Origin of the sequence: Exiguobacterium sp. H66 (assembly GCF_018618705.1) — a bacterium.
Lineage (GTDB): Bacteria > Bacillota > Bacilli > Exiguobacteriales > Exiguobacteriaceae > Exiguobacterium_A > Exiguobacterium_A oxidotolerans.
Window position 1 is genome coordinate 85,353 of record NZ_JACSMQ010000003.1, and the last position, 24,044, is coordinate 109,396.

Consider the following 24,044-nt stretch of genomic DNA (forward strand, 5'->3'; position numbering starts at 1 on the left):
TCCTCCTTAAGAATAGGCCCGACCTTTCCAAGTGATTTCCCGTTTCCGAGCTCTTCGAATCATCGCCGTTGCAAGTAAGAGGACATAAAGACCGGTTGCGAACGGGTGCAACAACCAAACATGGCGAATCCGCGCCATCCGATCAATCCTGTATCGTGCGAGCAACAAGAGAGCAAGTCCACCAATCGTCTCCCAAGACGGAAAGAGGAGGGCAGCTGGTAGTAAAGAAAACTGTACGAGATAGAACAACAGGAAGTAACTGCCGACGAAGTAGGAGTCGTTCATTCCCCGAAAGACATTTTTGAGAAATCCCTGCCATACTTCATCGTTCGTAGCATACATGTCACAACTGACATAAGGGGCGACATGAACGAGTGTCGTCGTATGACCGTGTTGCTTAAACGTCCGACAGAGCTCTAAATCATCGACGAGTGCCGTTTGAATCGCTTGATGTCCCCCGACGTGTAAATAAGATGCACGTTCAACGAGTACGACCATCCCGTTCGCAGCGGCAAAAGCAGGGTGCTTTACCTTGCGAAAAGCAAGCGGGAGATGTTGCGAAATTAAGACATGTTGCATCGGAATCAAACACTTGCCTAAAAACGTCGGTACAGGAAATGACGGAAAACCAGATAAAAAGCTAGCTTTTTCCTGTCGCATCGTCGCATATAGTCGAGGAATCGTATCCGGCATCAATGTAATGTCTGCGTCAAGAAATAACAGATAGTCTTCCTTTGCGACAAGTGATAGTTGATGGCAAGCATGAACCTTTCCCGCCCAATCTGAGGGGAGTTCGATTCCGTCAATGATTGTAAAGCGGTCATCCTGATGTGTCTGTTGCAACAGTAGGTTACGTGTCTCATCCGTTGAGCGATCTTCATAAAGATAGACATGCATATTCGGTCCGAGTGCGCGTTTGAGCGAATCAAGCAACTTCACGACATTTCGTTCCTCGTTCCGCAAAGGGATACAAATTGCGAGACTCGGTGGAGAAACGGGTGCAGCGAGTTTAGGGAGAAACATCAAGTTAATGAACGTATAGAGGCAGACAAGGAGCGAGAATATGAATAAAGTCATGCTCATCGTCGAACCGCCTTTAGCCAACGCTCCGTTTTAACAGGAAGCGGGTCTGTTCGCTGCGTCAACACTTGATAAGCCTCGACATTCTCTGACATCGCATCAAGCCGGACATCATCATATAAGCGAGTCATTGCTGCTGTTAGAAATTCAGTCTGGTTTGAAGTACGACCAGGTGGTATTTCGATTTGGCGTGTTCGGATGTAGACATCCGGTTGTTGTTCATGACTGAACGAATAATAAAATGAAAAAATGGAGACAGACCGGGCTGCTTTAGCAAGATAAGTCGCGCCGCTCGCGAGTTGAAGCGGTCGTTCTTCTTGATGGCGTTCTTCGCCTTGCGGGAACATCCAAACACTACTGCCTTCCTGCAAACGTTCCTTTGCGTAGTTGAGGCTCATCTTTACATCCTTTAAGGAGTCCCGGTTGATGGAAAAGGCACCGAGTCGTGAAAAGAAAGGGAAGCGCTTTAAGCCATGTTCATCAATCATGACGTACGGGTTTTGATGGAGTACGGATTGATCGAGATGAAATAAGATCATCCCGTCCCACCACGAACCATGTGTTGCAAGCATCAAACCAGGTACCGGTAAATCATCAGGGCGATACAATATTCGATGGAACTGTTTGCGGATGAGCCGCTCTTTCAAGTACAGATGAAAGGCTTGTTCAGCTAATTTGTTTTTTTGCGCCTTTTGCATGTAGTGCTCCTCCTTTCGTCAGCCAGTAAACAAGCAATGCTAGGCTACTGATTATCGTCACACCATAAAGGCCTGCGACACCAGCAGTCAGTCCAAATAAACCATGAAGCATCAAAAATAAGTACTGATTGTTTCGTTCGAGCTCGGTGAACGTTGGCTTTTGTTCAAATCGTGCCATCAAAAGAGCGAAGACAAGTGCTGTTCCGTACCAACCGATAAAGTTTTGTGTTGGGATATCATAGTACAGACCCCCATCTTGCCAAAGCCAATACGATTTGACGTTCGCTGAGACCGGATCAATGGCCAAGTCGAGCCAAACAGCAAACAAGGGGACAAGGATCAGGGTGTTGTAACGAAACGGAAAACGCTTCGAGAATGCAAGACTTGCCCCCATAACGGACAACCAAGCTGCACCGATCGTGATTGGAACACCGAGTAACTGAACACCGAAGTCCGATTCATACCGATAGGCCCCGAATGGCCATCCGGTGTGGACACCAATTGATTCGATTAAAATGGACCCAAAGAAAATAAAAGGAATAATGAAGCGTCCTTTCGGTAAGACATCCCATAAGTAACAAGCGGCATACAGACCAGAAGCGAACAAAAAAACGGCATTTGCCCATTCGAGCCAAGGGGGTAATAATGAAAATCCGACTAAAATGAGCCCGATGACGAACCAAACTGTAAAGAATAACCAAAGGCGGCGCTGAAATATGGCCATGACGTATGTAAACCTCCATTCATTAGCATGATGTCACTAGTATACCCATATCCATCTGACTCGAGCGAGCATGGAGGGGCAGATCAAAAAAACAGACTGTCAAAAGACGGTCTGTTCAGCGTGTAGACAAACTATTAAAAAGCGTAAACATATGGTATCGAGATGCAATCCGTTCGCGCTTCCCTGTCTCGCCTCGTCTTCAAAGCGGCAATCTTCCGCGCCGCTACAGCAAAGCTGCAGGGTCGCGACCGATTGCTTTTCGCGGTTCTAAGCGATTCGAGACGAATCGCGCTCTAAACCGTCTCTATGCACGGCTTTCCGTCACGGTATTACCTAAAAAGCGTCATGTTTCGTTGACTCCTACGGGAAAAGTGCGTTTTTAACGCACTTGCAGAGGCAGGCAAGACCCTGCTCGTTGTCCGTAAGGACCAAGGAGCAACGGCTTGCGCCTCGCCCGAGGAAAGCAACGAATAAAGACGCTTTTTCTCCTGATAGCACTTTGTCTACAGTCTGAACAGACCGTCAAAAGACGGTCTGTTCAGCAGTAAAGCGTTTAATGTTGCTTTTGTTTTTTTCGTTTGACGAATGAAAAGAGTAAAAAGGCAATATAAAGGGGGACGGCAATAAACCAAAACGTCGACCATTCGTTACTCCGGGCAATCATGACATACGTGACATAGAGTAACGTGAACGTGATGACGAATGTATGGCGCGGCACTGGAATATCTTTGAAACTCGGAATCTTGACGCGACTGACCATCAAGAAGGCAAGTCCCGTAAAGGCGAGCGGAACCATTAAATCATTCATTCGTCCACTAAACAGCGTGACGACAGCTAAAATCCCACCTGCTGCTGTAATCGGTACACCTGAGAAGTAGGTGGACGCGACATTTGTTGCTGAAAGGTTGAATCGTGCCAAGCGAAATGCTCCGAATAAAGGGAACAAAGCGGCAACGAGTAAGCCGATTTCACCAAAGTCGTAAAAATAAGTGTAATATGCCATCATTGCGGGGGCGACACCGAATGTGACGACATCGGCGAGCGAATCAAGTTCTTTCCCAAAATCGCCAGCGACACCGAGCATCCGTGCAATCCGACCATCTAAACTATCCAACATCATGGCGATGACAATCAACAATGTGGCATTTTGAAAATCTCCCCGCGCTGCCATGACGATTGCGAGAAAACCACAATATAAATTCCCGAATGTAAAGAGATTCGGGATTGAGTTACGAACACGTTCTTTCCACAAAATGATTCCTCCTGCCACTTCTTCGATACTACTCATCATATCATATCTAGCTTTTCGTATCAGCGGTTTCGATAGAGAATCCCACTAGTAAATTCCAATAAATCATCCGGAGACAATTTGATTTGCTGTCCCCGTTTACCAGCTGAGATGATGATGAACGGTTGACCGATGGCACGGTCGGACAGGAAGACGGGAAAAGCTTTTTTAGCTCCGATTGGAGAAACACCGCCACGGACGTATCCTGTCAGACTTTCTAGTGCCTTCATTGGAACCAATGACATTTTCTTCGCACCAGATGCCCGAGCGACCGCCTTCAAGTTAACCTCTTCTTCGCCAGAGATGACAGAGAACAAGTAGTTTTTTTGATCGTCCTCTAAAACTAATGTTTTAAAAACCGATGAAAGCGGGAATTTAATTTTTTCAGAGACGGCTTGAGCGGACAAATCGCTCAAGTCGACCGGATAAGAAATAGATTCAAAGGAAACGTTAGACTGCTTCAGTAGCCTTTCTGCGTTCGTTTTGCTCATGAGATTCTCCTTTAGTGAGGGAATATTGAACCCACTTACGACCGTTCCAACGTTTCAGTGCGAAGATACCACGGAACCATTCGTCGGCTGAGAAGGCAATCCAGATACCGAGAAGTCCGAGACCGAACTGAAGTCCGAGTACATAACTGACAACGACAGCGATTCCCCACATCGATAGGACACCGATTGTGACCGGGAAGCGGACGTCTCCTGCTGATTTCAACGTTCCCATCAAGACGATATTCAGCGCGCGTCCTGGTTCGAGGATGACACTTGCCCAAAGCAACGGAATACCGATGGCAATGATTTCAGGGCTCGATGTAAAGAGTGACATGATGGATGTCCCGAACGCTGCGATTGCGACGGCTGATACGAAACTTGCGAAGACAGCGATTTTTAATGTCTTGATGCCACGTGCATGTGCCTGTTCAAATTGGTGTGCTCCAACTTGGCGGGCGACTAACAATTGTGTTCCTTGGGCAATTGCGAGACTGAACAAGAAGCAGAGCATTGTGATGTTTGAGACGTAAACGCGTGCAGACAAGGCAGCTTCACCAATTGTTGCGATGAAACCAGTGATGATGAGCTGTGAAAACTGATAAGAAATTCCTTCTCCGGCTGATGGAATTCCGATGTTCATGATGCTCTTAATGTCTTGACGGTTGATTTGAATTAAATCTTTTAAACGAAAACGTAGTGATAATTTACGGTAAACGACAAAGAATAACAGTGTGACGGCGAAAGCACGTGCGATGACGATCGACCACGCGACACCTGCGACGCCGAGTACCGGAATACCGAACAGACCGAGTACGGCGATGACGTTACCGAAGGCACTGACGAAGTTCATTAAAAGAGTGACGTACATTGCATTTTTTGTGAAACCATGACTCCGGAGGATTGCTCCGAGTGTTAACGAGATGGCTTCTAAAAATAGGAATAAGCCAACAATCTTTATGAATGTTTCGCCGTAAACTAATGTTTGTCCTTCTAATGAGAAGAAGCCTAATAATTGTTTCCCGGTTAGGGCGACGAGTACAGATATGATTAATCCGATGTAAAGATTAATCGAGAAGGCAGAGCGGGCGGTTTGACGTGCATCTTGGACACGTTTTGCACCCAGGTACTGACCGATGATGATTGTCGCTCCGACGGATGTGATATTAAATAAAATGATGAAGATGTTCAAAACCTGGTTCGAGACACCGACAGCGGCTGCTGCACTGTCAGAGTAGTAACTTAAGATTAATGTCGCGATGATCCCTAAACTCATATGCAACGCGATTTCGATGAATAATGGCCAAGTGATTTGGAATAATGTTGGTTGTTTTACAGTTTTCATAAAATTAAATTCCCCTTTTAAGTCCTTAAAACATTTTGTCTTACTGTATCTTTTGGAAACTATACGCCTTCAATTTTCATAATGAAAGTGAAAAACAAAGCTTTCATAAAAAAAACGGGGATTTAAAAGGATTTTCATAAAACATCACGAATACATCATAATGAATCGTTGTTCACTTTTGAAAGGTAGGGGAATGTGATGAATTCTGAAGTAGAGTACACGGTAGCATCGAGCGTAGCAACGGTGACGTTAGCTCGTCCGGAACGATTAAATGCCTTAACATCAACACTTTTAAATGAATTAGCAGATTCAATCGAGGAAGCCAATCAAGATGAAGCAGTCCGCGTCATCGTATTGACTGGAAAAGGACGCGGCTTTTGTGCCGGTCAAGATTTAAAGACGGTCTCACCAGGAATGGACCATGGCGATTATTTGAAAAGCTATTATCATCCCGTTGTCCGTGCATTAGCCGGATCGAAAAAGCCGATCATCGCAGCAATCAATGGTGTGGCAGCAGGAGCAGGACTGTCGTTGACACTCGCATGTGACTTCCGGATTGTTCAGGAAGATGCAAAATTGTCACTCGGCTTCATTAACATCGGTCTCGTCCCGGATGCTGGAGCACCATACTTCTTACCGCGTTTAATCGGTTCGGCGAAAGCACTCGAATTAGCGCTGCTTGGTGATACGATAACAGGGAAGCAAGCAGTCGAGTTTCAACTCGTGACAAAAGCGGTCGCAGCTGACCGGTTTGAAGAGGAAGTAATGGATTTTGCTCAGCAGCTCGCAGCGCGACCGACAAAAGTAATTGCGTATATTAAACAACTTCAATCAGCAAGTTTTGAGTCGACGCTCGATGATATGTTGGCACAGGAAATTATCTACCAATCACGTGCCGGTAAAACGGAAGACCATCAACGTGCGGTTCAAGCATTTCTTGAAAAAAAACCGCCTGTTTTTACCGGACGTTAAAACGACTTATTTTAATATCAGTGAAACAAGCAGGACCACTTCCGTTGTAATCGGAAATGGTCCTGCTTGTTTTAGCGCATTTTTTGTTTGATTTTTTGGGCCGTAGCATGTGTTTGATCGGTTAACCTACTCGAGAGACGAAATAGTAAAATTCCTAGAAAAGCGGAGACGAAAATATATAACCCCGTCAGCGTGATGAAGGCGCCGCTAGCGAGTGTAATAAAAAGAATTGAAAATTCTCCGCGTGGTCCTAAGCAAAAACCGGATTCGATGGCATGGTAGTTTGACAGCCCGAATGAACGACCACCGAAGAATCCGACCAAAAATTTAGATAACAGCCCCCAGATGACGAGTGCCAAAAAGAACCAGTTTAAAGGCAGTCCTTCCGTCAATTCAAACGACATCCCGAATGCAATGAAAAAGAGAGGGAGCAGTAAATCTTGAAAAGGTGTGACGAGCCGCTTCAAGTAGCGTGTTTCCTTTAGTTCAGTCAACAAAATCCCGACGATGAAAGCACCGAGTACTTCTGATAAACCGAACATGATACCGACACCTGAAAAAGTTAAAATCAAGCCGATGATTCCAATTCCGGCGTCAGGATGCCGGTACAAGGAACCAATGATTCGTTCTTTTCTGCGAATAAAGACGGTTAGTAAGATTAAAGCACTGAACAGAAAGAGAAAACCCGCGAAAATGGACCCTACTTTGGCAAATGTAAAAGGTTCTGTACCAAGTATAAACGGTGCCGTCGTCAAGAGAAGCGGGGCAATCAAATCTTCAAAAATAAGTAACGATAAGACAAAGCGATTAACGTCCTTGTGTTTGTCTGGCTCACGATCGAGCAAACGGGCAGAAATCGAAGAACTCGTCGCATATAAAACGCAGCCGATTAAAAAGGCTTCAGGAATGGAAAAGCCAAACGCAAGCGTCAGGAGGAATGTTCCACCAAAAGATAACGCAACATCAATTAATCCGGCTTTCCAGACAAGGCGTAGTTGACTGAGCAAGTCAGCAATTGAAAATTTAAGTCCCAGCAAAAAAAATAGAACGATGATTCCCGCTTCACCGCCTAACTTCAATTCTTCAGGTGCATCGTAATAAAGCCCGATGGCAATCCCGATTAAAATGAAAGCGAGGATACTCGGAAGGTGGAAACGTTCACTCAAATAACTGATTGCAAATAAGCCGATGAGAATAAGACCGGCATAAAAAAATAATTCCATAGCGAGCACGTCCTCCTTTTATGTTTTCCTTTACCCTAGAAAAGCATCAAAATAACTATTAGATGAGCTTCAAGGGACAGAAAATGAAGTAGGAGGGAAAACTCGCTGATTTTGTTTCTTCCTTCCTGTACTTGCCCGTGACAGTACTTGTCCCCGCATAGCTAGAAACAGGTAAGAATGGGATTAAGAAGCAACAGCTTGCGCTTTGTCCGAGAAAAGTAACGAAAAGGACGAGTCCAATATTATTTTGTCGACACGTCAAAATACGGCATCCATCTCGAAACGAGACAGATACCGTATTGATTAAAGGACTTGGACGATTGTTCCTGTATAAGGTGGAAGTGTTACTTCTAAAGAAGGAAGTGGTGAATTCGAGAACAAATCCATGCCTTGTCCTGCCGCTGGTGCGGGAAGTGTTACTTGCTGATTCGAGTTGTTGAAGTAGATGTAGTAAGTTCCATCTTCGCTCGTTCGACGCATGACGATCGAATTCGTCTCGTCATCCGCATGAACGAATGAAATGTGTCCGTTATTCGCAAGAGTCTTATGCTGTTGCCGCAGTTGAAGTAAATGTTTTGTATACATCAAAAGGTTTAAGTCCTGTTCTTCTTCGTCCCATGGCATACATTTACGGCAACCCGGATCTTGATCCCCATCGAGTCCGATTTCATCGCCATAATAGATGACGGGACTACCGGAAAACGTCAACATCGATAGTAAGAGGAGACGCATCTTATTTTTGTCATGGCCGGCACGCGTCAAGGCGCGCGGTGTATCATGTGAGCCGATTAAGTTAAATGTCACTTCGTTGACGTTCATCGTATTCGAGAAGAGAACGTGTGACATTTCATTGGCATACGCCGTCGCCTTCGTTTTATCAAGGGCAAAGAAGTTTAACGCTGCGTTCGTAAACGGATAGTTCATGACGGCATCAAATTGATCACCGAGTAACCACTCTTGCGAATCATGCCAAATTTCTCCAAGTATATACGTTTCAGGATTTGCTTCTTTGACGACCCGACGGAAATCACGCCAAAAAGCGTGGTCGACTTCATTCGCGACATCTAATCGCCAACCGTCGATTCCGAATTCCTCGACCCAGTAGCGGGCGACGTGAAGAAGGTATGCTTTTACTTCAGCATTTTCTGTATTGAATTTCGGCATCTCAGGCACAAAGGCGAACGTATCATAGTTCGGCATCGGTTCCGTGACGAGTGGGAAGTCGCGGAGGTGGAACCAATCACGGTAAGACGAATTGCTACCGTGTTCACGGATATCAGCGAAGGCTTCGTGGTGGAACCCGGCATGATTGAAGACGGCGTCGAGCATGATACGAATGCCATTTTCATGTAGAAGGTCGACCATTTCTTTAAATTTTTCTTTTGTTCCGAATTGTGGGTCGATTTCGAGATAGTCGATTGTATCGTATTTATGATTTGATTTCGCTTTAAAGATAGGACAGAAATAAATGCCCGTAATACCAAGCTCAACCAAGTAGTCGATGTGATCAATCACCCCTTGGAAATCCCCACCGAACAGATTCGTTGTCGTCGGTTCTGTACTATTCCAAGGCAATGTACCGGTAGGGTCGTTCGAGGGATCACCATTCGCAAAACGATCAGGGAAAATTTGGTACCAGACCGTATCTTTGACCCAATCGGGTGACGTGAAGACATCGATTTTATTTAAGTAAGGTACACAGAAGTAGTAACCGGTATCATCAAGTGGTTTTTCATTGAACCAACCACGTTCTGTGAAAACTTGTGTTGTTTGCCCATCGTGTAACCGGAAACCATAGCGAAGACGACGGAATGGGGGAATGACATCAATAAACCAGTAATCATATAATTCGTCTGAACCACTTCTTTTCATTGGTGTTTCGAATGTGTTCCAATGATTTGTTTTTGATGGATCGAAGTTCCAGTCCGCATCATCGGGATTTTCAGTATGCCAATCATACGGGTCTCCCCAAATCAGTTCGACATGCCCAACATCATTTTTTTTAGTTTGGAGACGGATATGAATCGAGTTTTCGTCGTACTTATAGACGAACGGAGACATGGCGCGATGGAATACGGCTTCTTTGAGCATAATGGTCACTCCTCTAGTGCAATCGATTGCACTCTAATATAATGGTCCTCGAACTAAGAATAGTAAAGCGCTTTCTTAAAGTCAATTAGAATTGGTGAAAACGAGAATTCCAAAAGATAATTTTATGATTTAATGCAATCGATTGCATTAAAGTGCGCAATTAAATTAAATGTAAACGTTTTCTTTTTTGGAGAATAAAAATTTTCGGAAAGTTTATTCGATTAAATACTTTTTTAGAATGTTTTTAAAATGTAGGAAAATAATTAATAAAAAGGACTTGTCAAAAGGGAATTAGATTGTATAATAAAAATGTAAAGGTGATGCAAACGTTTTCATAAAACGCTTACAACTACTCAGTTGTTATCATGAGAAAATGGTTGTGCCTTTATGCAAACGTTGTGCATTAGAACTTATCATTCGTACGTTAACTTGGGGAGGAATTTTCAATCATGGAAATGAAAAAACTTGTAGCAGGTCTTTCAGTATCGGTAATGGCAATCGGTGCTCTCGCAGCATGTGGTGGCGGAACAGATTCAGACTCTTCATCGAATACATCAGGCGATGGTGGCAAACCAGATAAAATCGTTATTTGGGAAGATACTGAAAAAGCCGAAACAACAAAAGCAGCGGCAAAAGCGTTTGAAGAAAAAGAAGGCGTAAAAGTTGAAGTTAAAGAAGTCAAAATGACAGATCAACAGAAAAAAGTTGCACTTGACGGACCTGCTGATAAAGGACCTGATATCATTCTTCTTCCGCACGACCAGATTGGGACAGTCGTTGACCAAGGGTTGATCACTGAACTTAAAGATGGTGAAAAAGCACTTGAGCCATTCATCGATACAGCAAAATCTGCTGTCACATTTGATGGTAAAGTGTACGGCTATCCAAAAGCTGTTGAAACACCGATTCTCCTTTTCAACAAGGATGAGTTAAAAGAAGCACCAGCTTCAATGGATGATCTCTATAAATTATCAACGGAACAGAAAAAAGACGGCAAGTATGGTTTCCTCGCACTTTGGGATAACTTCTACTTCGCACACGGTCCGATTGCTGGGTACGGTGGATATGTCTTTAAAGATAACGGTGGAAAACTTGATCCTGCAGACATCGGCTTGAACAATGCTGGTGCTGTCGAAGGAATGGACTACATCGGCAAATGGTACAAAGAAGGTCTCTTCCCGAAAGGGTTGATCGGCGGTGGCGGCGGTCAAGCAATGGATCAATTGTTCGGTGACAAGAAAGCAGTCGCTGTCATGAACGGACCATGGGCAGTCTCAAGCTATAAAGAAAAAGGCATCAATTTAGGAGCATCGGCGCTTCCGAAGCTTCCAAACGGTGAAGCAATCAAAACATTCGTAGGAGTTAAAACGTATGCGGTTTCTGCATATTCTAAAAATCCGGAATGGGCTGAGAAATTCCTTGCTACATTAACAGGTGAAGAAAACGCGAAAGCGATGTTTGAGAAATACAACGAGATTCCACCAGTCACTTCACTCCAAGAAGATGCATCGATTAAAGATAACGAAGTTGCAGCTGCAGTCTTCGCTCAGTCTAAAGACGGTGTGCCAATGCCGAACATCGCCGAGATGGGACAAGTTTGGGAACCAATGGCAGCAGCACTTCAACTTGTTGCAACAGACAAGCAAGATGCTCAAAAATCAGCAGATGACGCTGTCAAACAAATCAAGCAACAAATCGAAGCGAACAATCAATAAGTCGTCGTTTCCCAATTGAATCACTAAAAAAGAATTAAAGAGAGGGGGATCATTGATTCCCCCTCATCTTTATGGTTGGAAGAGAAGCCTGAGGTCAGACATGACCTTTGGAAAGGAGAACAGACGATGGCTGCCATTACGACACCGAAACAAACGGACCCGACACCGGAACTACAAACGAATCACCGCAAAATTGCTTCGTTGATTTCAATCGTCCCAGGTTTAGGGCAACTGTATAATAAACAATTTTTAAAAGGCGCGATATTCTTTATCGTCGTCCTGTCATATTTTTTAGTCAATTTTGATTTGTTTTTTAAAGGAGCCGGGAATGGACCAGGGGATCGCGGTGCGATCTGGGGTCTGATTACACTCGGTGAGGTAGCAGGCGTAAGGGGAGATCACTCGATTTTCTTAATGGTCGAGGGAATCATCGCGTTGATTTTACTTGTGTTTGGTATCGCCATTTACGTCTGGAACTTTATCGATGCGTATCGAATCGGTAAACTGCGTGATTTAAATGTAGAAGTACCTTCATTGAAGATGCAGCTACGGAATTTCCGTGATAACGGGTTCCCGTATGCCATGCTGATTCCATCGTTGGTACTACTCGTCTTCACAGTCGTTTTACCGTTGATTTTTACATTCTTGATTGCTTTTACGAACTATAAATTCAATAACTCGCCACCAGCCAAGCTCGTCGACTGGATTGGCATTCAAAACTTCTTAAACATTTTCACGGTCGATATTTTCCGTGATACGTTCATCAGTGTGTTAGGTTGGACGCTCGTTTGGACAGTTGCTTCGACGACAGGTGTCATCGCAATCGGAATTGGTCTGGCTGTTCTCTTGAACCAAAAAGGTCTTAAAGGGAAACGCTTCTTCCGTTCAATTTTGATTTTATCGTGGGCGGTACCGGCTTTTATCACGATTTTGATTTTCCGTTCAATGTTCAATGAAACATTTGGCGTCTTTAACACGACGTTGCTCCCGGCGATCGGAATAGGCGGTGGTGTCGAGTGGATGACTGACCCGACGTACACACGTCTCGCACTGATCGGGATTCAGTGGTGGCTCGGATTCCCGTACATCATGACGCTCACGACAGGAATCTTACAGTCGATTCCGGAAGATCTATATGAAGCAGCGACGATTGACGGGGCGACTTCAGGTGAAAAATTCCGTTTGATCACGTTACCGATGATTTTATTCGCGACAGCTCCAATCTTAATTACGCAATACACGTTTAACTTCAATAACTTCAACATCATTTATCTCTTTAACAATGGTGGACCGGCTGTACCGGGACAATCTGCGGGTGGAACCGATATCTTAATCTCCTGGATCTATAAGCTATCGCTCGGTTCGAATCCACAGTATGGTTTCGCAGCAGCAATTACACTCGTACTGTCGTTCTTCATCATGACGATTGCCGTCATTCAGTTTAAACGTTCAAAATCATTCAAAGATGAGGATATGATCTAATGAGAAAACAAAACCGAATCAATATGGCGTTGTCATACCTCATTTTGACGATCGCCTCGATTATTATTGTCTATCCACTGCTTTGGGTTGTCGGGACTTCGCTCAACCCGGGGAAAAGCATTACTTCGGACATCTTCCCGAGTAATCCGACACTCATCCATTACTTCGATCTGTTCGATGCGACACAAACGGATTACGGCATGTGGTATCTCAATACAATCAAGATTGCTGTCATCACGATGGTCGTCTCGGTCGCATTGATCACGTTAACGGGCTATATCTTTTCACGTTACCGGTTCGTCGGACGAAAAAATTCGTTGATTTTGTTCCTCGTCTTGCAGATGGTCCCGCAATTCGTTGCGATCATCGCGATTTATGTGTTGCTCAACATGCTCGATTTGTTCGATACACATCTTGCGTTGATTCTTTTATACTCTGGTGGAGCGATTCCGATGAATACGTATCTCGCCAAAGGATATTTTGATACAATACCAAAAGAGCTAGATGAAGCGGCACGAATGGATGGGGCAGGTCATCTTCGGATTTTCTGGCAAATCATCCTTCCGCTTGCTAAACCAATGGTTGCTGTCATCGCTTTGTTCAATTTCATGGCACCGTTCAATGATTTCATCCTGGCGTCACTTGTTCTCCGTTCGCCGGAGAAACAGACGCTTGCGGTCGGATTATACAACATGGTTTCTGAGCAATTTGATAACAACTTCACGTTGTTTGCGGCAGGTGCCGTTTTATCTGCAGTCCCAATCGTCCTTCTGTTCTTCGCCTTCCAGCGCTACTTCGTATCTGGATTGACGGCAGGTGGAACGAAAGGGTAATAAAGGAGGAATTAGCGGCATGAGACGAGGCGTGATGCTTCTCTTCTTGCCGCTTCTCTTGTCTTTCGGACTTTTTCCGCAGACGAGTGAAGCAGCAAATTGGGAAAAGGAACGAATGTATTTTATTATGATCGACCGGTTTGAGAACGGGAAAACGAGTAATGATATCGATGTGAACAAGGACGATCCGAAAGCTTATCATGGTGGTGATTTGGCAGGGGTGACGAAACGCCTTGATTACATAAAAGATGAAGGATTCACGTCAATCTGGTTGACACCGGTCTTTAAGAATCGACCGAATGGCTATCATGGTTACTGGACGGAGGATTATTATAAAATCGATCCCCATTTCGGAACAAAAGAAGAATTTAAAACATTGGTCGACGAAGCACACGAGCGTGACATCAAAGTTGTTCTTGATTTAGTTGTCAATCATCTCGGACCAAATCATCCGCTTGTCGAAGAAAAGCCGGATTGGTTCCATGAAGAACAACCGATTATGAATTGGAACAATCAAGTCGAAGTCGAAAACAACTGGTTATTTGATTTGCCAGATTTCAATACTGAAAATCCAGAAGTCGTCGATTATTTGGTTGACGTCGCGAATTACTGGGTCGATGAGACAGGAATCGATGGGTATCGTCTCGATACGGTCCGTCATGTTCCGCCGGCATTTTGGAAGGAATTCATTCCGGCCGTCAAAGAAAAACATCCGGACTTATTTTTACTCGGAGAGGTATTCGATGGTGATCCGCGAAAGATTGCGACCTATTCAGAGCTTGGATTTGATTCCGTGACAAACTTTCCTTTCTATTACGGGATAAAAGATCAATTTGCCCGCAAAAATGGTTCAGCGGAAGAACTCGATTCAGTTTATAATCGAGATATCACATTTAATCCGAAAGCGATGTCGCTCGCGACATTCATTGATAATCATGATTTGAAACGATTCATTACAGAAGCGAAAATCGGTGGAACTTCAGATGAAGAACGCCAATTACGCCTCGCGTTATTCGCCCTATATGCTGCTCCAGGTATGCCGGTCGTCTATCAAGGAACGGAAGTCGCCATGCCGGGTGGTGAAGATCCGGGGAACCGGATGATGATGGAGTTTGATAAAAATGAAAAGATGCAGGAGTATGTAAAAACGTTGAATCAGATGCGTCAAGACTACCCAGCGTTCGCGACAGGGAAGCAACGCTTGTTAGGAAAGACGGATCATATGGCCGTATACGCTCGAGAATCAAAAAATCAGACGGCGATTTACGCAATCAATCTAGGAGAGAAGAAAACGACGATGCGGATTAAAGCTTCTGAAATCGGTGATGATCAACGTCTGCGAGGATTATTATTTTCCGATCTCGTCCGACAAGATGGAGATGCCTATGAAATTACATTGGATGGCAGTAGTGCGAATGGATATATCTTAGAAGATTCTCAAGTGAACTGGTGGTCACTTGTTGCGATTGGATCCATTGCCCCAATCCTTGCGTTGATTCTTCTCTTGGTCCATCGCAGACGCGTCAATCGTTCGAACGAAAAACAATAAAATACATTTGTAGGGAAATGATGAGGTGAAGGGGATGCAAGTCACAATTAAAGACGTCGCTAGGGAAGCGAACGTCGCACCATCGACGGTCTCACGTGTCATCGCGAATAGTCCGCGAATCAGTCAAAAAACAAAAGAACGTGTTCGACAAGCAATGGAAGATCTCGGTTATTATCCGAACGTCCATGCTCGGAGTTTAGCGAACCGGACGACGCAAGCAATTGGTCTCGTCATGCCGAGCGCAGCGACGAAAACACTTCAAAACCCATTCTTTTCAGAAGTCATCCGTGGAATCAGTACGAAAGCGCATCAAAATGGGTACTCGCTTTATATGACGACAGGCGTGTCGGAAGAAGAAGTATATGAGGGCGTCGTCTCGATGGTTCAGGGCCGTCGCGTCGACGGAGTTGTCGTTTTATATTCAAGAACCGATGATAAAGTCGTACAATTTCTTCAAGAATCGAAGTTTCCCTTCGTCGTCGTCGGGAAACCGTTCAGTGACTCATCGCAAGTCACGTATGTCGATACGGATAATTACCTTGCCGGTCGTGAAGTGACGAAGTATTTGCATCAGCTCGGACATGAATGTATTGCCTTCGTTGGCGGGTCACAAGACTTAGCGGTCACGCAAGAACGCGTCGGTGGGTATAAAACGGCTTTAATGGAAGAGGGTCTTCCGGTCGAGGATAACTATATCGTCAGTGCACCATTCATGACGACTGGTGGGGCTGACGCCGTTAAACGATTGATGTCACTCGATCATCCGCCGACTGCCGTCGTCGTCAGTGATGATATGATGGCGCTCGGCGTCATGAGTACGTTGAATGAGATGGGGATTAGTGTCCCGGACCAAATGGCGGTCGTCAGCTTCAATAACCTGTTCATCGCTGAGTTTTCGAGTCCGCCATTGACCTCGGTCGAAATCAACATCTTTGGTCTAGGATTTGAAGCGACGAATTGTTTGATTGAACAAATCAATGAAGATGCGACGCCGTATGGTAAACGTGTCATCGTCCCGCATTACCTCGTCGTTCGTCAGTCTTGCGGGGGTCCAAAAAACGAATGAAAACCAGTGACTTCATCTCGCCCGGAACGGGGCTCGAGATGAAGTTTTTTTTATGCTATGAACAAAAAAACACAAAGAAACTAAAGTGGAAAGTAAGTTATTAGGAACGGTTTCACAAAAAGAAATTTATTTTCGTGCAAACGATTGCATTAAGCTGTTTTATGTGTAAAATAAAGAATGTACAGAAACGTTGAAACGCTTACAAATGACGATGAAAACGTTCGAAATCGGCAATGATAAAAGGAGCGACTGATGATGAAACGATTATTTGATATGAATGAATGGAAAATTATAGAGCAGGGGTTCCATCCTGAGGATAACCGTCTCGCCGAATCGATGACTTCGATTGGGAATGGCCATATGGGGATGCGTGGTAATTTCGAGGAAGATTACTCAGGCGATACACACCAAGGAATGTATGTGGCAGGTGTCTATTATCCGGATAAAACACGTGTCGGCTGGTGGAAAAATGGCTATCCCGAGTACTTCGCAAAAGTATTGAACGCAGTCAATATCATGGGTATCCGTGTTTCGATCAATGGTAAGAATGTCGATTTGAATGAGTGGGAAGTCGTCGATTTTAAGCGTGAACTCGATATGCAACATGGTGTTTTGACACGAACGATGTTACTTAAGAATGGCGTCGAAGAGACGAAGATTGAATCGACGCGATTCTTCTCAATCGTGACAAAAGAAATCGCAGCACTCCGTTATACGGTCACACCGATCAACTTTGAAGCGGAAATCATCATCGAGTCGTATCTTGATGCGGATGTCGAGAACGAGGACTCGAACTACGATGAAAAATTCTGGCTCCCGGTCGAACATGGGACGGAAGAGCGTTTCGGATATGTCACGTCGAAAACAAAAAAACTCGATTGGCACGTAACGGCGGCGATGATTACAGATGTTGAAGGCGCATTTTGTGAAGTCGTTGAAGGCACGTCACAATACGTGGCGAACCGCTTTACGAAACAAGTCGAACCAGGTGAAGCGGCGACGGTAGAGAAAGTAGTCGCGCTCGTGACAAACCGTGATTATGAAGTCGAACATTTACTGGAGCAGGCAATGAAGCGTGTCAATGAAGCGTTCGAACTGGGATTCGATACCGTCCTCGCACAGCATGAGGCCGCTTGGTTGAAGCACTGGGAAGAAGCAGACGTTAAAATCGAAGGTGACGTCGAAGCGCAACAAGGGATTCGCTTCAACATCTTCCACATGTTCCAAACCTACACAGGAGAAGACTCCCGGTTGAACATCGGACCAAAAGGATTCACCGGCGAAAAATATGGTGGCGCGACCTACTGGGATACGGAAGCGTATTGTCTCAACTTCTACCTTGCGACATCAAAACCTGACGTCGCGTGGAACTTGTTGAAATACCGTCATAATCAATTGCCGCAAGCAAAAGAGAATGCAGACAAGAACGTCGGTATGAAAGGTGCACTCTATCCGATGGTCACGATGAACGGAGAAGAGTGTCACAACGAGTGGGAAATCACCCATGAAGAAATTCACCGGAACGGCGCGATTGCGCATGCGATTTATAACTATACGAACTACACAGGGGATACGTCATATCTCGGACAATACGGGTTTGAAGTCCTTGTCGAAATCGCGCGGTACTGGGCGAGCCGTGTCAACTATGTCCCGCAAAAAGACGTCTACATGATCCTCGGTGTGACAGGACCGAATGAATATGAAAATAACGTCAACAATAACTGGTATACGAACTTGATGGCAGCATGGTGCCTTGAATACGCGCAAACCGTCCATCGTCATTTAGCGGACAACGAGCCGGACCGTCTCGCCGAGTTGATGCATCAATTAACATTGACGGATGAAGAGCTTGCGCAGTGGGCCGACATCGATCAAAAAATGTATTATCCAAAAGATGAGACGGAGCCGGCAGTTTTCATGCAACAAGACGGCTTCATGGATAAAGAACAAATCATGGTTGCTGATCTTGATCCGAAACACTTGCCACTCAATCAAAACTGGTCGTGGGATCGTGTCCTCCGGTCCGTCTTCATTAAACAAGCAGACGTCTTGCAAGGCCTTTACTTCTTGACGGATCGTTTCTCGATTGAGCAAAAGAAAGCGAACTTCGACTTCTATGAACCACGTACGGTGCATGAATCGTCGCTCTCACCTTGTATCTATTCCATCATTGCCGCTGAAGTCGGATATGAAGAAAAGGCAGTTGAATTGTATCAACGTTCTGCACGCCTCGATCTGGATAACTACAACAATGATACGGAAGATGGTCTTCACATCACGTCGATGGTCGGATCATGGATGTCGATCGTGCATGGTTTTGCCGGACTCCGTGTTCAAGAAGGAGTATTATCCTTCAATCCGATGTTACCGCAAGGCTGGACGAGTTATTCGTTCCGGATGCAGTGGCGCGGTCATCATATCCATATTCACGTCAAACAAAATGAAATCTCGATCGAGCAATCAGCAGGTGAAGCATTCTCGTTGACACTCCATAATCAAGTCGTTGACGTACCAGCTGAAGGTAGCGTCACGGTTCCGTCTTCAATGACGGTCTAAAAATTAGAACGAATCAGGTGTATATGATTGACACAAATCCGGATGATTTTCGAAATTCTTGATGAATCTCGAAAATCGTCCGGATTTTCGAGTTGTTTTCGTTCAGTCATCGCGCGGACACATGAGAGCGCTACCAAAAAAAGAAATCAATTTCTTTCGCATTCTTGACTATCCGCTGTCATTTGTTATGTGCTAAAGTGTTCCAAGATAGTTCAAGCAGGAGAGGAGAACGAGGTGTGACAGCAGTTGTGAAGGAAAATATTTTAAAGGTAATGGTCGCTTCGATTGGTGGGTTCGTCATTGCGGTCGCAATGAACTGGTTCTTGATTCCAAGTGGCGTTTATTCGACAGGGTTTACGGGCCTTGCCCAAATCCTGACTCAGGTTTTACAGGACACGGCATTTGCGTTCGGTGAGAACGTTTGGTTTTTAGCCCTTAATATTCCATTGATTATATTAGCGTGGATTATGCTCGGTCGTAGCTTTACGATCATTACGCTGATTTCTGTTTTAGCGACAACGATCTTTATCGGTTTGATTCCACAATATGCTGTCATTCCGGGTGACCAAACATTAAACGCAGTGTTTGGTGGTGTCTTGCTTGCGATTGGAACGGGGATCACGATTAAATTTGGTGCGTCGACCGGTGGCTTCGATATCGTCGCCTTGATTTTTGCCCGGTTCTCGGACCGAAGTGTCGGTCTTTATTTATTCGTTTTGAATTTTTTGATTGCAATCCTTGCCGGCGCATTGTTCGGTTGGTCGACAGCTCTCTATACGATTGTCTTTATCTACGTGACGTCGAAAGTGGTCGATGAGATTCATACGAGCAATCAGCGCCTGACAATCTTCATCATCACGAACCATGCCGACGATATCACGATGGCACTGCACCAACATATCATTCGTGGAATCACACAGATGCCGTCGATCGGAACGTATTCACGGGCCGAGAAATCGACGCTGATGATGGTCATCGAACGACATGAACTGCGGGATATCGAACGGATTTGCCGTGACGCGGATGAAACCGTCTTTATCAATGTCGTACCAACCGATTCAGTCGTTGGTTACTTCCGAAAAGGATAGAACAAAAAACGCATCTTCTTGAGTAACGACATTTGTCGGTCAAGGAGATGCGTTTTTTTATCATCAGGCGAGTCCGAGGACATGCTTCAAGTAATAGGCGATGCCATCGTCTTCATTTCGTTTTGTCGTCCCGTTCGCAAGTAATTTGAGTGGTCCGATCGCATTGCCCATCGCAACACCGTGCCCCGCATACTCAATCATTTCTAAATCGTTTTCTTCGTCACCAAAGGCAACGATTTGTTTCTGTTCAATTCCGAGATGTCGTGCGATTTGCTCAAGACCAATCGCTTTGCTCGTTCCTTTACGCATGACTTCGACCATATACTCGGGCTTGATCCACTGACGGTTCAAGACGGTCTCGGCATGAACATGCGACAGCTCTGACCGGATTTCGTTAACGTGTTCACCCTTGGCATGAATCAACAGCGAGGTCGGTTCATGTTGGAGCAGCCTCCGCAAATCACCAGTCGTCACGGACAAGGCATGGTCTGTATAAAATTCGTAAATCCCGACCGGATCACGTTGGAAATAGACATGATCGGTCACTTCACAGACGATGTTTTGTGTTTTCGTATCAGCAACGGATTCGAGAATATGCTGGACGGTCTTTAGTGGGATCGGATGATGACTGACTTGAAAGTGGGGATCATTCGGATGATGAACGAAACCTCCGTTGAAATTAACGATTGGTGTCGTTAAACCAAGTTCTTCATAGTAGCGTTTCGCGTGGCGAAACGGACGACCTGTCGCGATGACGACTTCATGACCATTTTCACGCGCTTTGTGCAGTGCGGTAATATTTGCAGGACTGATTGTCTTGTCGTCTTTTAAGAGTGTACCGTCGAGGTCGACGGCAATAAGATGACGTTTCATACATTCACCAACTTCGCTTTAGATTCTTTCCTCATTACTTTAGCATATGGACCGGTAGAAAACAGGGAAGTGACTGTTTTGAGCAAAAAGGAAAACGCTTAAAAAAATCCGATTAAAGCTGTCGGATGATTTAAAAAATGATATACTACGAGACGTAGGACTAATAAAAGTAAGCTATGGAAATGGAGGGGAAAGAATGCGTTTTCTCGTTACATTCTTTTGGTCGTTCTTACTCGTGAACACAGCTGTGTTCATCGTATCAGCGGTCGATGCAGTTACGTATAACTTTGGATTTGCGACAGCGATGTCAGTCGTGACGTCACTTGTTGTCTTCGCACTTGATGCAGTCAACGAAGATCTTGGTCTTGGTCAAGGGACAAAGGCAGAATAACTTGAAAGCGAGGTATCGTCACGGGGCGATATGCTCGCTTTTTATCGTTTATAGTGAGGGGGAAGAGGCTTGATTTTAATTAAACAAGCACTTGTTAACGAGATCCCGACGGATGTACTTGTCGGAGGTGGAACGATTCTAGGAATCGGGACATATAATATCGATCAGGATTTGCTTGAACAAACGATTGACGGTACGGGGAAGCGACTCGTTCCAGGATTGATCGATGGTCATGTTCATCCGATTGGCGGAGGTGGGGAAGGCGGATTTGCTTCTCGGACGGCTCCGTTAGTCGCTAGTGATTTCTTGACGGGTGGTGTGACGACGGTCGTCGGATTACTTGGCACGGATGGTTGGACCCGGACCGGGATTGATTTACTGGCACACGTCCGCGGGTTTGCACGACACGGAATTCGACCTTTTCTGTTAACGGGCAGCTACGCTGTCCCGCCCGTTTCGATTACGGATACGATTGGTCGTGATATCGTCCTTATCAATGAAGTCATCGGACTCGGCGAGATTGCGATCAATGATCATCGTTCGACTCAACCGACTGTTCAGGAGCTGACGCGACTCACAGCTGAGGCGCGCATCGCCGGGATGGTCAAAGGGGTCAATGGAACGATGAACGTCCATATTGGAGACGGGAAACAAGCGTTACATCTCCTCGAAGAAGTCGTCCGGACGTCGGATGTACCGATCGAACAATTTTTACCGACACATATCAATAGAAGTGAACGGATTTTTGGAGCCGGTCTTGCTTGGGCGAAACAAGGGGGACGGATTGATTTTACGACCTGTACGACAAAAGCCTTCATCGAAGAAGGCGAGGTGCCGGCTGGACTTGCGCTGAAACGGGCACTTGAAGCAGGGGTTCCCTTACGGCAGATCACGATGTCGAGTGACGCCGGTGCGAGTCTGCCGGCGTTCGATGCGGCAGGTAAACTTCTACGAATGGAATCAGGAAAGCCGACCTCGATGTTGCAAGCGGTCGAGGAAGCGGTTCGTCATGGGGTAGCGTTTACGGACGCCATTCAGACGGTCACACGAAACGTTGCCGAAGCTTACGGGATTTCTGGAGGGACAATCAAACCGGGTGAACGTGCCGACCTGTTACTGATTAGTGACGCTTTTGAAATCGATACGATTCTAGCAGGTGGTCATGCTATAATGATTCAGAAAAAATGGTTTATGCCAAAATGATGGAGGGATCGATTTGTCGAAAAAGTCTACGCGCGTGAAGCCGTCGAAAAAGTCGCAATCAAAAGCGAATTGGATAACGGCCGGCGTCATCGTATTGATCGTCATACTGGGAGCAACATTGCTACTCTTCATGGATAATGAAGATTCAGCAACGAAAGATGGAAATCTAACAGCGAGTCAAGTCGCTGAAAAATTAAAGTCAGGTGACGAATTCTATACGTACTTCTATCAGACAGGGTGCGTCCACTGTGAAAAAGTAAAACCGTACTTAGTACCGCTCGGCGAGCAACAGGATATTCCGTTTGAACAAATTGATCTTGCTGTCGAACAGTCGGCGTGGGATACATTCGGTATCGAAGGAACACCAACTGTCGTCCACTTCAAAGATGGGAAAGAAGTAAGCCGTGTCGCAGGTGAACAGACAGAAGATAGCTACAAGGAATTTTTCGCAGGTAAGGATATTGAGGATTCAAAAGAAGAATCATCGGGTGATTTAAATGATTAAAAAATGGTTTTTTAAAAATCTATTCGAATTAAATGGACGCCCGTTCGTCGCACGTCAATTGCGGCGCTTTGCGATGAGCGAATTGAGCCGGCCTTTCATCAAACCGTTTATTAAGCTGTATGATTTACAAATGGACGAAGCGAGTCAGCCGGTCGACGCGTACCCGACTCTACATGAGTTGTTCGTCCGTCACTTAAAAGAAGAAGTCCGACCGATTACGCAAGCTGAGCACGCATTCGTCAGTCCGTGCGACGGTGTTTTATCTGTCGTCGACGACTTGACGGAAGAGAGTCGCTTCACGGTCAAAGGACAAACGTATTCAGTCGCGGAATTGATTGGTTCACACCATGAAGCGGCAACGTACGTTGGTGGCCGTGTCCTGATTTTTTATCTCAGCCCACAAAATTATCATCGCGTTCATGTTCCAATCGATGGGACAGTTCGGACGAGTTATACGCTCGGGCGGGATTCTGCACCGGTCAATGATCTTGGATTGGCTTACGGAACGCGACCGCTGACACGAAACTATCGACGGGTGACGCGAATCGTCCAAGGTGCACATGCGCTTGAACACGTCATGGTCGGAGCGTTGAACGTCAACACGATCGTCCAGACGAATCATGCACGTGACATTCGTCGTGGCGACGAGTTCGGGTATTTTTCATTCGGTTCGACGGTCGTTTTAATTGCTCCAAAAGGTGCGCTTGATTTAGAAGGTGATGTAACTGGTCCTGTCTTGATGGGACAAGCACTTGGTATTTGGAATTCATGAAAGCAAAAGCGCCCTTAAAGTGAAAGGGCGTTTTCTTTTGTGCATCGCTCTACGCCATTGATTGTGCTATAATCGAACGATAAGAACATAACTGTTTCTTAA

At 45.3% G+C, this 24,044-nt stretch carries 21 protein-coding genes; 12 read left to right on the forward strand and 9 right to left on the reverse strand.

Annotated elements, in window-relative coordinates; all coding sequences use genetic code 11:
- Positions 1-6 precede the first annotated feature (6 nt).
- From KNP88_RS06430 to KNP88_RS06455, 6 genes are all read right to left on the reverse strand, one after another.
- A complete protein-coding gene (locus KNP88_RS06430) occupies positions 7-1,083 on the reverse strand; it encodes a glycosyltransferase family 2 protein (RefSeq protein WP_214892938.1) in 1,077 nt (358 codons plus the stop codon).
- The gene (locus KNP88_RS06435) at positions 1,080-1,778 is read right to left on the reverse strand and encodes a lysophospholipid acyltransferase family protein (protein WP_088836495.1); all 699 of its coding nucleotides are present in this window, start codon (positions 1,776-1,778) and stop codon (positions 1,080-1,082) included. Before KNP88_RS06435 ends, KNP88_RS06430 begins: the two co-directional genes overlap by 4 nt.
- Positions 1,747-2,502, reverse strand: coding sequence for a carotenoid biosynthesis protein (locus tag KNP88_RS06440; protein ID WP_214892941.1), 756 nt, complete (start codon positions 2,500-2,502; stop codon positions 1,747-1,749). The genes KNP88_RS06435 and KNP88_RS06440 overlap by 32 nt, the downstream gene beginning before the upstream one ends.
- 553 nt (positions 2,503-3,055) lie before the next feature.
- Positions 3,056-3,793: a CDP-diacylglycerol--serine O-phosphatidyltransferase gene (pssA, locus tag KNP88_RS06445; protein WP_200872399.1), complete on the reverse strand. Its 738-nt coding sequence runs from the start codon at positions 3,791-3,793 to the stop codon at positions 3,056-3,058.
- A gap of 20 nt (positions 3,794-3,813) precedes the next feature.
- On the reverse strand, positions 3,814-4,281 hold the full coding sequence (gene ybaK / locus KNP88_RS06450; RefSeq protein ID WP_214765488.1) for a Cys-tRNA(Pro) deacylase: 468 nt from the start codon (positions 4,279-4,281) through the stop codon (positions 3,814-3,816).
- Positions 4,241-5,623, reverse strand: a complete 1,383-nt coding sequence (locus tag KNP88_RS06455) for an MATE family efflux transporter (RefSeq protein WP_214892944.1) — start codon at positions 5,621-5,623, stop codon at positions 4,241-4,243. Before KNP88_RS06455 ends, ybaK begins: the two co-directional genes overlap by 41 nt.
- 198 nt (positions 5,624-5,821) lie before the next feature.
- On the opposite strand from KNP88_RS06455, the gene KNP88_RS06460 reads away from it, so the two are divergent.
- Positions 5,822-6,595, forward strand: a complete 774-nt coding sequence (locus KNP88_RS06460) for an enoyl-CoA hydratase/isomerase family protein (protein WP_214765482.1) — start codon at positions 5,822-5,824, stop codon at positions 6,593-6,595.
- Between the two features lie 71 nt (positions 6,596-6,666).
- On the opposite strand, the gene KNP88_RS06465 is transcribed toward KNP88_RS06460, so the two are convergent.
- Both KNP88_RS06465 and KNP88_RS06470 read right to left on the reverse strand, forming a co-directional pair.
- Positions 6,667-7,818, reverse strand: coding sequence for a cation:proton antiporter (locus tag KNP88_RS06465; RefSeq protein WP_214892946.1), 1,152 nt, complete (start codon positions 7,816-7,818; stop codon positions 6,667-6,669).
- Positions 7,819-8,121: 303 nt separating this feature from the next.
- Entirely contained in the window at positions 8,122-9,909 is a 1,788-nt protein-coding gene (locus KNP88_RS06470; protein ID WP_214892948.1) for a glycoside hydrolase family 13 protein, read from the reverse strand.
- A gap of 455 nt (positions 9,910-10,364) precedes the next feature.
- On the opposite strand from KNP88_RS06470, the gene KNP88_RS06475 reads away from it, so the two are divergent.
- The 7 genes from KNP88_RS06475 to KNP88_RS06505 all read left to right on the forward strand — a co-directional run bounded on the left by KNP88_RS06475 (position 10,365) and on the right by KNP88_RS06505 (position 20,198).
- A complete protein-coding gene (locus KNP88_RS06475) occupies positions 10,365-11,624 on the forward strand; it encodes an extracellular solute-binding protein (protein WP_214893139.1) in 1,260 nt (419 codons plus the stop codon).
- Between the two features lie 126 nt (positions 11,625-11,750).
- Positions 11,751-13,106, forward strand: a complete 1,356-nt coding sequence (locus KNP88_RS06480; protein ID WP_088836503.1) for a carbohydrate ABC transporter permease — start codon at positions 11,751-11,753, stop codon at positions 13,104-13,106.
- On the forward strand, positions 13,106-13,939 hold the full coding sequence (locus KNP88_RS06485; RefSeq protein WP_029332873.1) for a sugar ABC transporter permease: 834 nt from the start codon (positions 13,106-13,108) through the stop codon (positions 13,937-13,939). Before KNP88_RS06480 ends, KNP88_RS06485 begins: the two co-directional genes overlap by 1 nt.
- Positions 13,940-13,958: 19 nt before the next feature.
- The gene (locus tag KNP88_RS06490) at positions 13,959-15,488 is read left to right on the forward strand and encodes an alpha-amylase family glycosyl hydrolase (protein WP_088836504.1); all 1,530 of its coding nucleotides are present in this window, start codon (positions 13,959-13,961) and stop codon (positions 15,486-15,488) included.
- A gap of 34 nt (positions 15,489-15,522) precedes the next feature.
- Positions 15,523-16,554 carry a LacI family DNA-binding transcriptional regulator gene (locus KNP88_RS06495; protein ID WP_088836505.1) on the forward strand — a complete coding sequence of 344 codons (1,032 nt, stop codon included), beginning with the start codon at positions 15,523-15,525 and terminating at the stop codon, positions 16,552-16,554.
- A 255-nt stretch (positions 16,555-16,809) separates the two neighbouring features.
- Positions 16,810-19,110, forward strand: a complete 2,301-nt coding sequence (locus KNP88_RS06500; protein WP_214892950.1) for a glycoside hydrolase family 65 protein — start codon at positions 16,810-16,812, stop codon at positions 19,108-19,110.
- A gap of 236 nt (positions 19,111-19,346) precedes the next feature.
- Entirely contained in the window at positions 19,347-20,198 is an 852-nt protein-coding gene (locus KNP88_RS06505) for a YitT family protein (protein ID WP_029332877.1), read from the forward strand.
- Between the two features lie 63 nt (positions 20,199-20,261).
- Here the strand turns inward: KNP88_RS06505 and KNP88_RS06510 are convergent, their stop codons facing one another.
- Positions 20,262-21,071, reverse strand: coding sequence for a Cof-type HAD-IIB family hydrolase (locus KNP88_RS06510; protein ID WP_214892952.1), 810 nt, complete (start codon positions 21,069-21,071; stop codon positions 20,262-20,264).
- Positions 21,072-21,267: 196 nt separating this feature from the next.
- Between KNP88_RS06510 and KNP88_RS06515 the strand changes: the two genes are divergently transcribed.
- The 4 genes from KNP88_RS06515 (at position 21,268) to KNP88_RS06530 (ending at position 23,942) form a co-directional block, all read left to right on the forward strand.
- Positions 21,268-21,462, forward strand: a complete 195-nt coding sequence (locus KNP88_RS06515) for a YjzD family protein (protein WP_012369663.1) — start codon at positions 21,268-21,270, stop codon at positions 21,460-21,462.
- 69 nt (positions 21,463-21,531) lie between these two features.
- Positions 21,532-22,665 (forward strand): beta-aspartyl-peptidase, encoded by a 1,134-nt coding sequence (gene iadA, locus KNP88_RS06520; protein ID WP_214892954.1) that lies wholly within the window; start codon positions 21,532-21,534, stop codon positions 22,663-22,665.
- A 13-nt stretch (positions 22,666-22,678) separates the two neighbouring features.
- Positions 22,679-23,170 (forward strand): thioredoxin family protein, encoded by a 492-nt coding sequence (locus KNP88_RS06525; RefSeq protein WP_214892956.1) that lies wholly within the window; start codon positions 22,679-22,681, stop codon positions 23,168-23,170.
- On the forward strand, positions 23,163-23,942 hold the full coding sequence (locus KNP88_RS06530; protein ID WP_214845804.1) for a phosphatidylserine decarboxylase: 780 nt from the start codon (positions 23,163-23,165) through the stop codon (positions 23,940-23,942). The genes KNP88_RS06525 and KNP88_RS06530 overlap by 8 nt, the downstream gene beginning before the upstream one ends.
- Positions 23,943-24,044 lie beyond the last annotated feature (102 nt).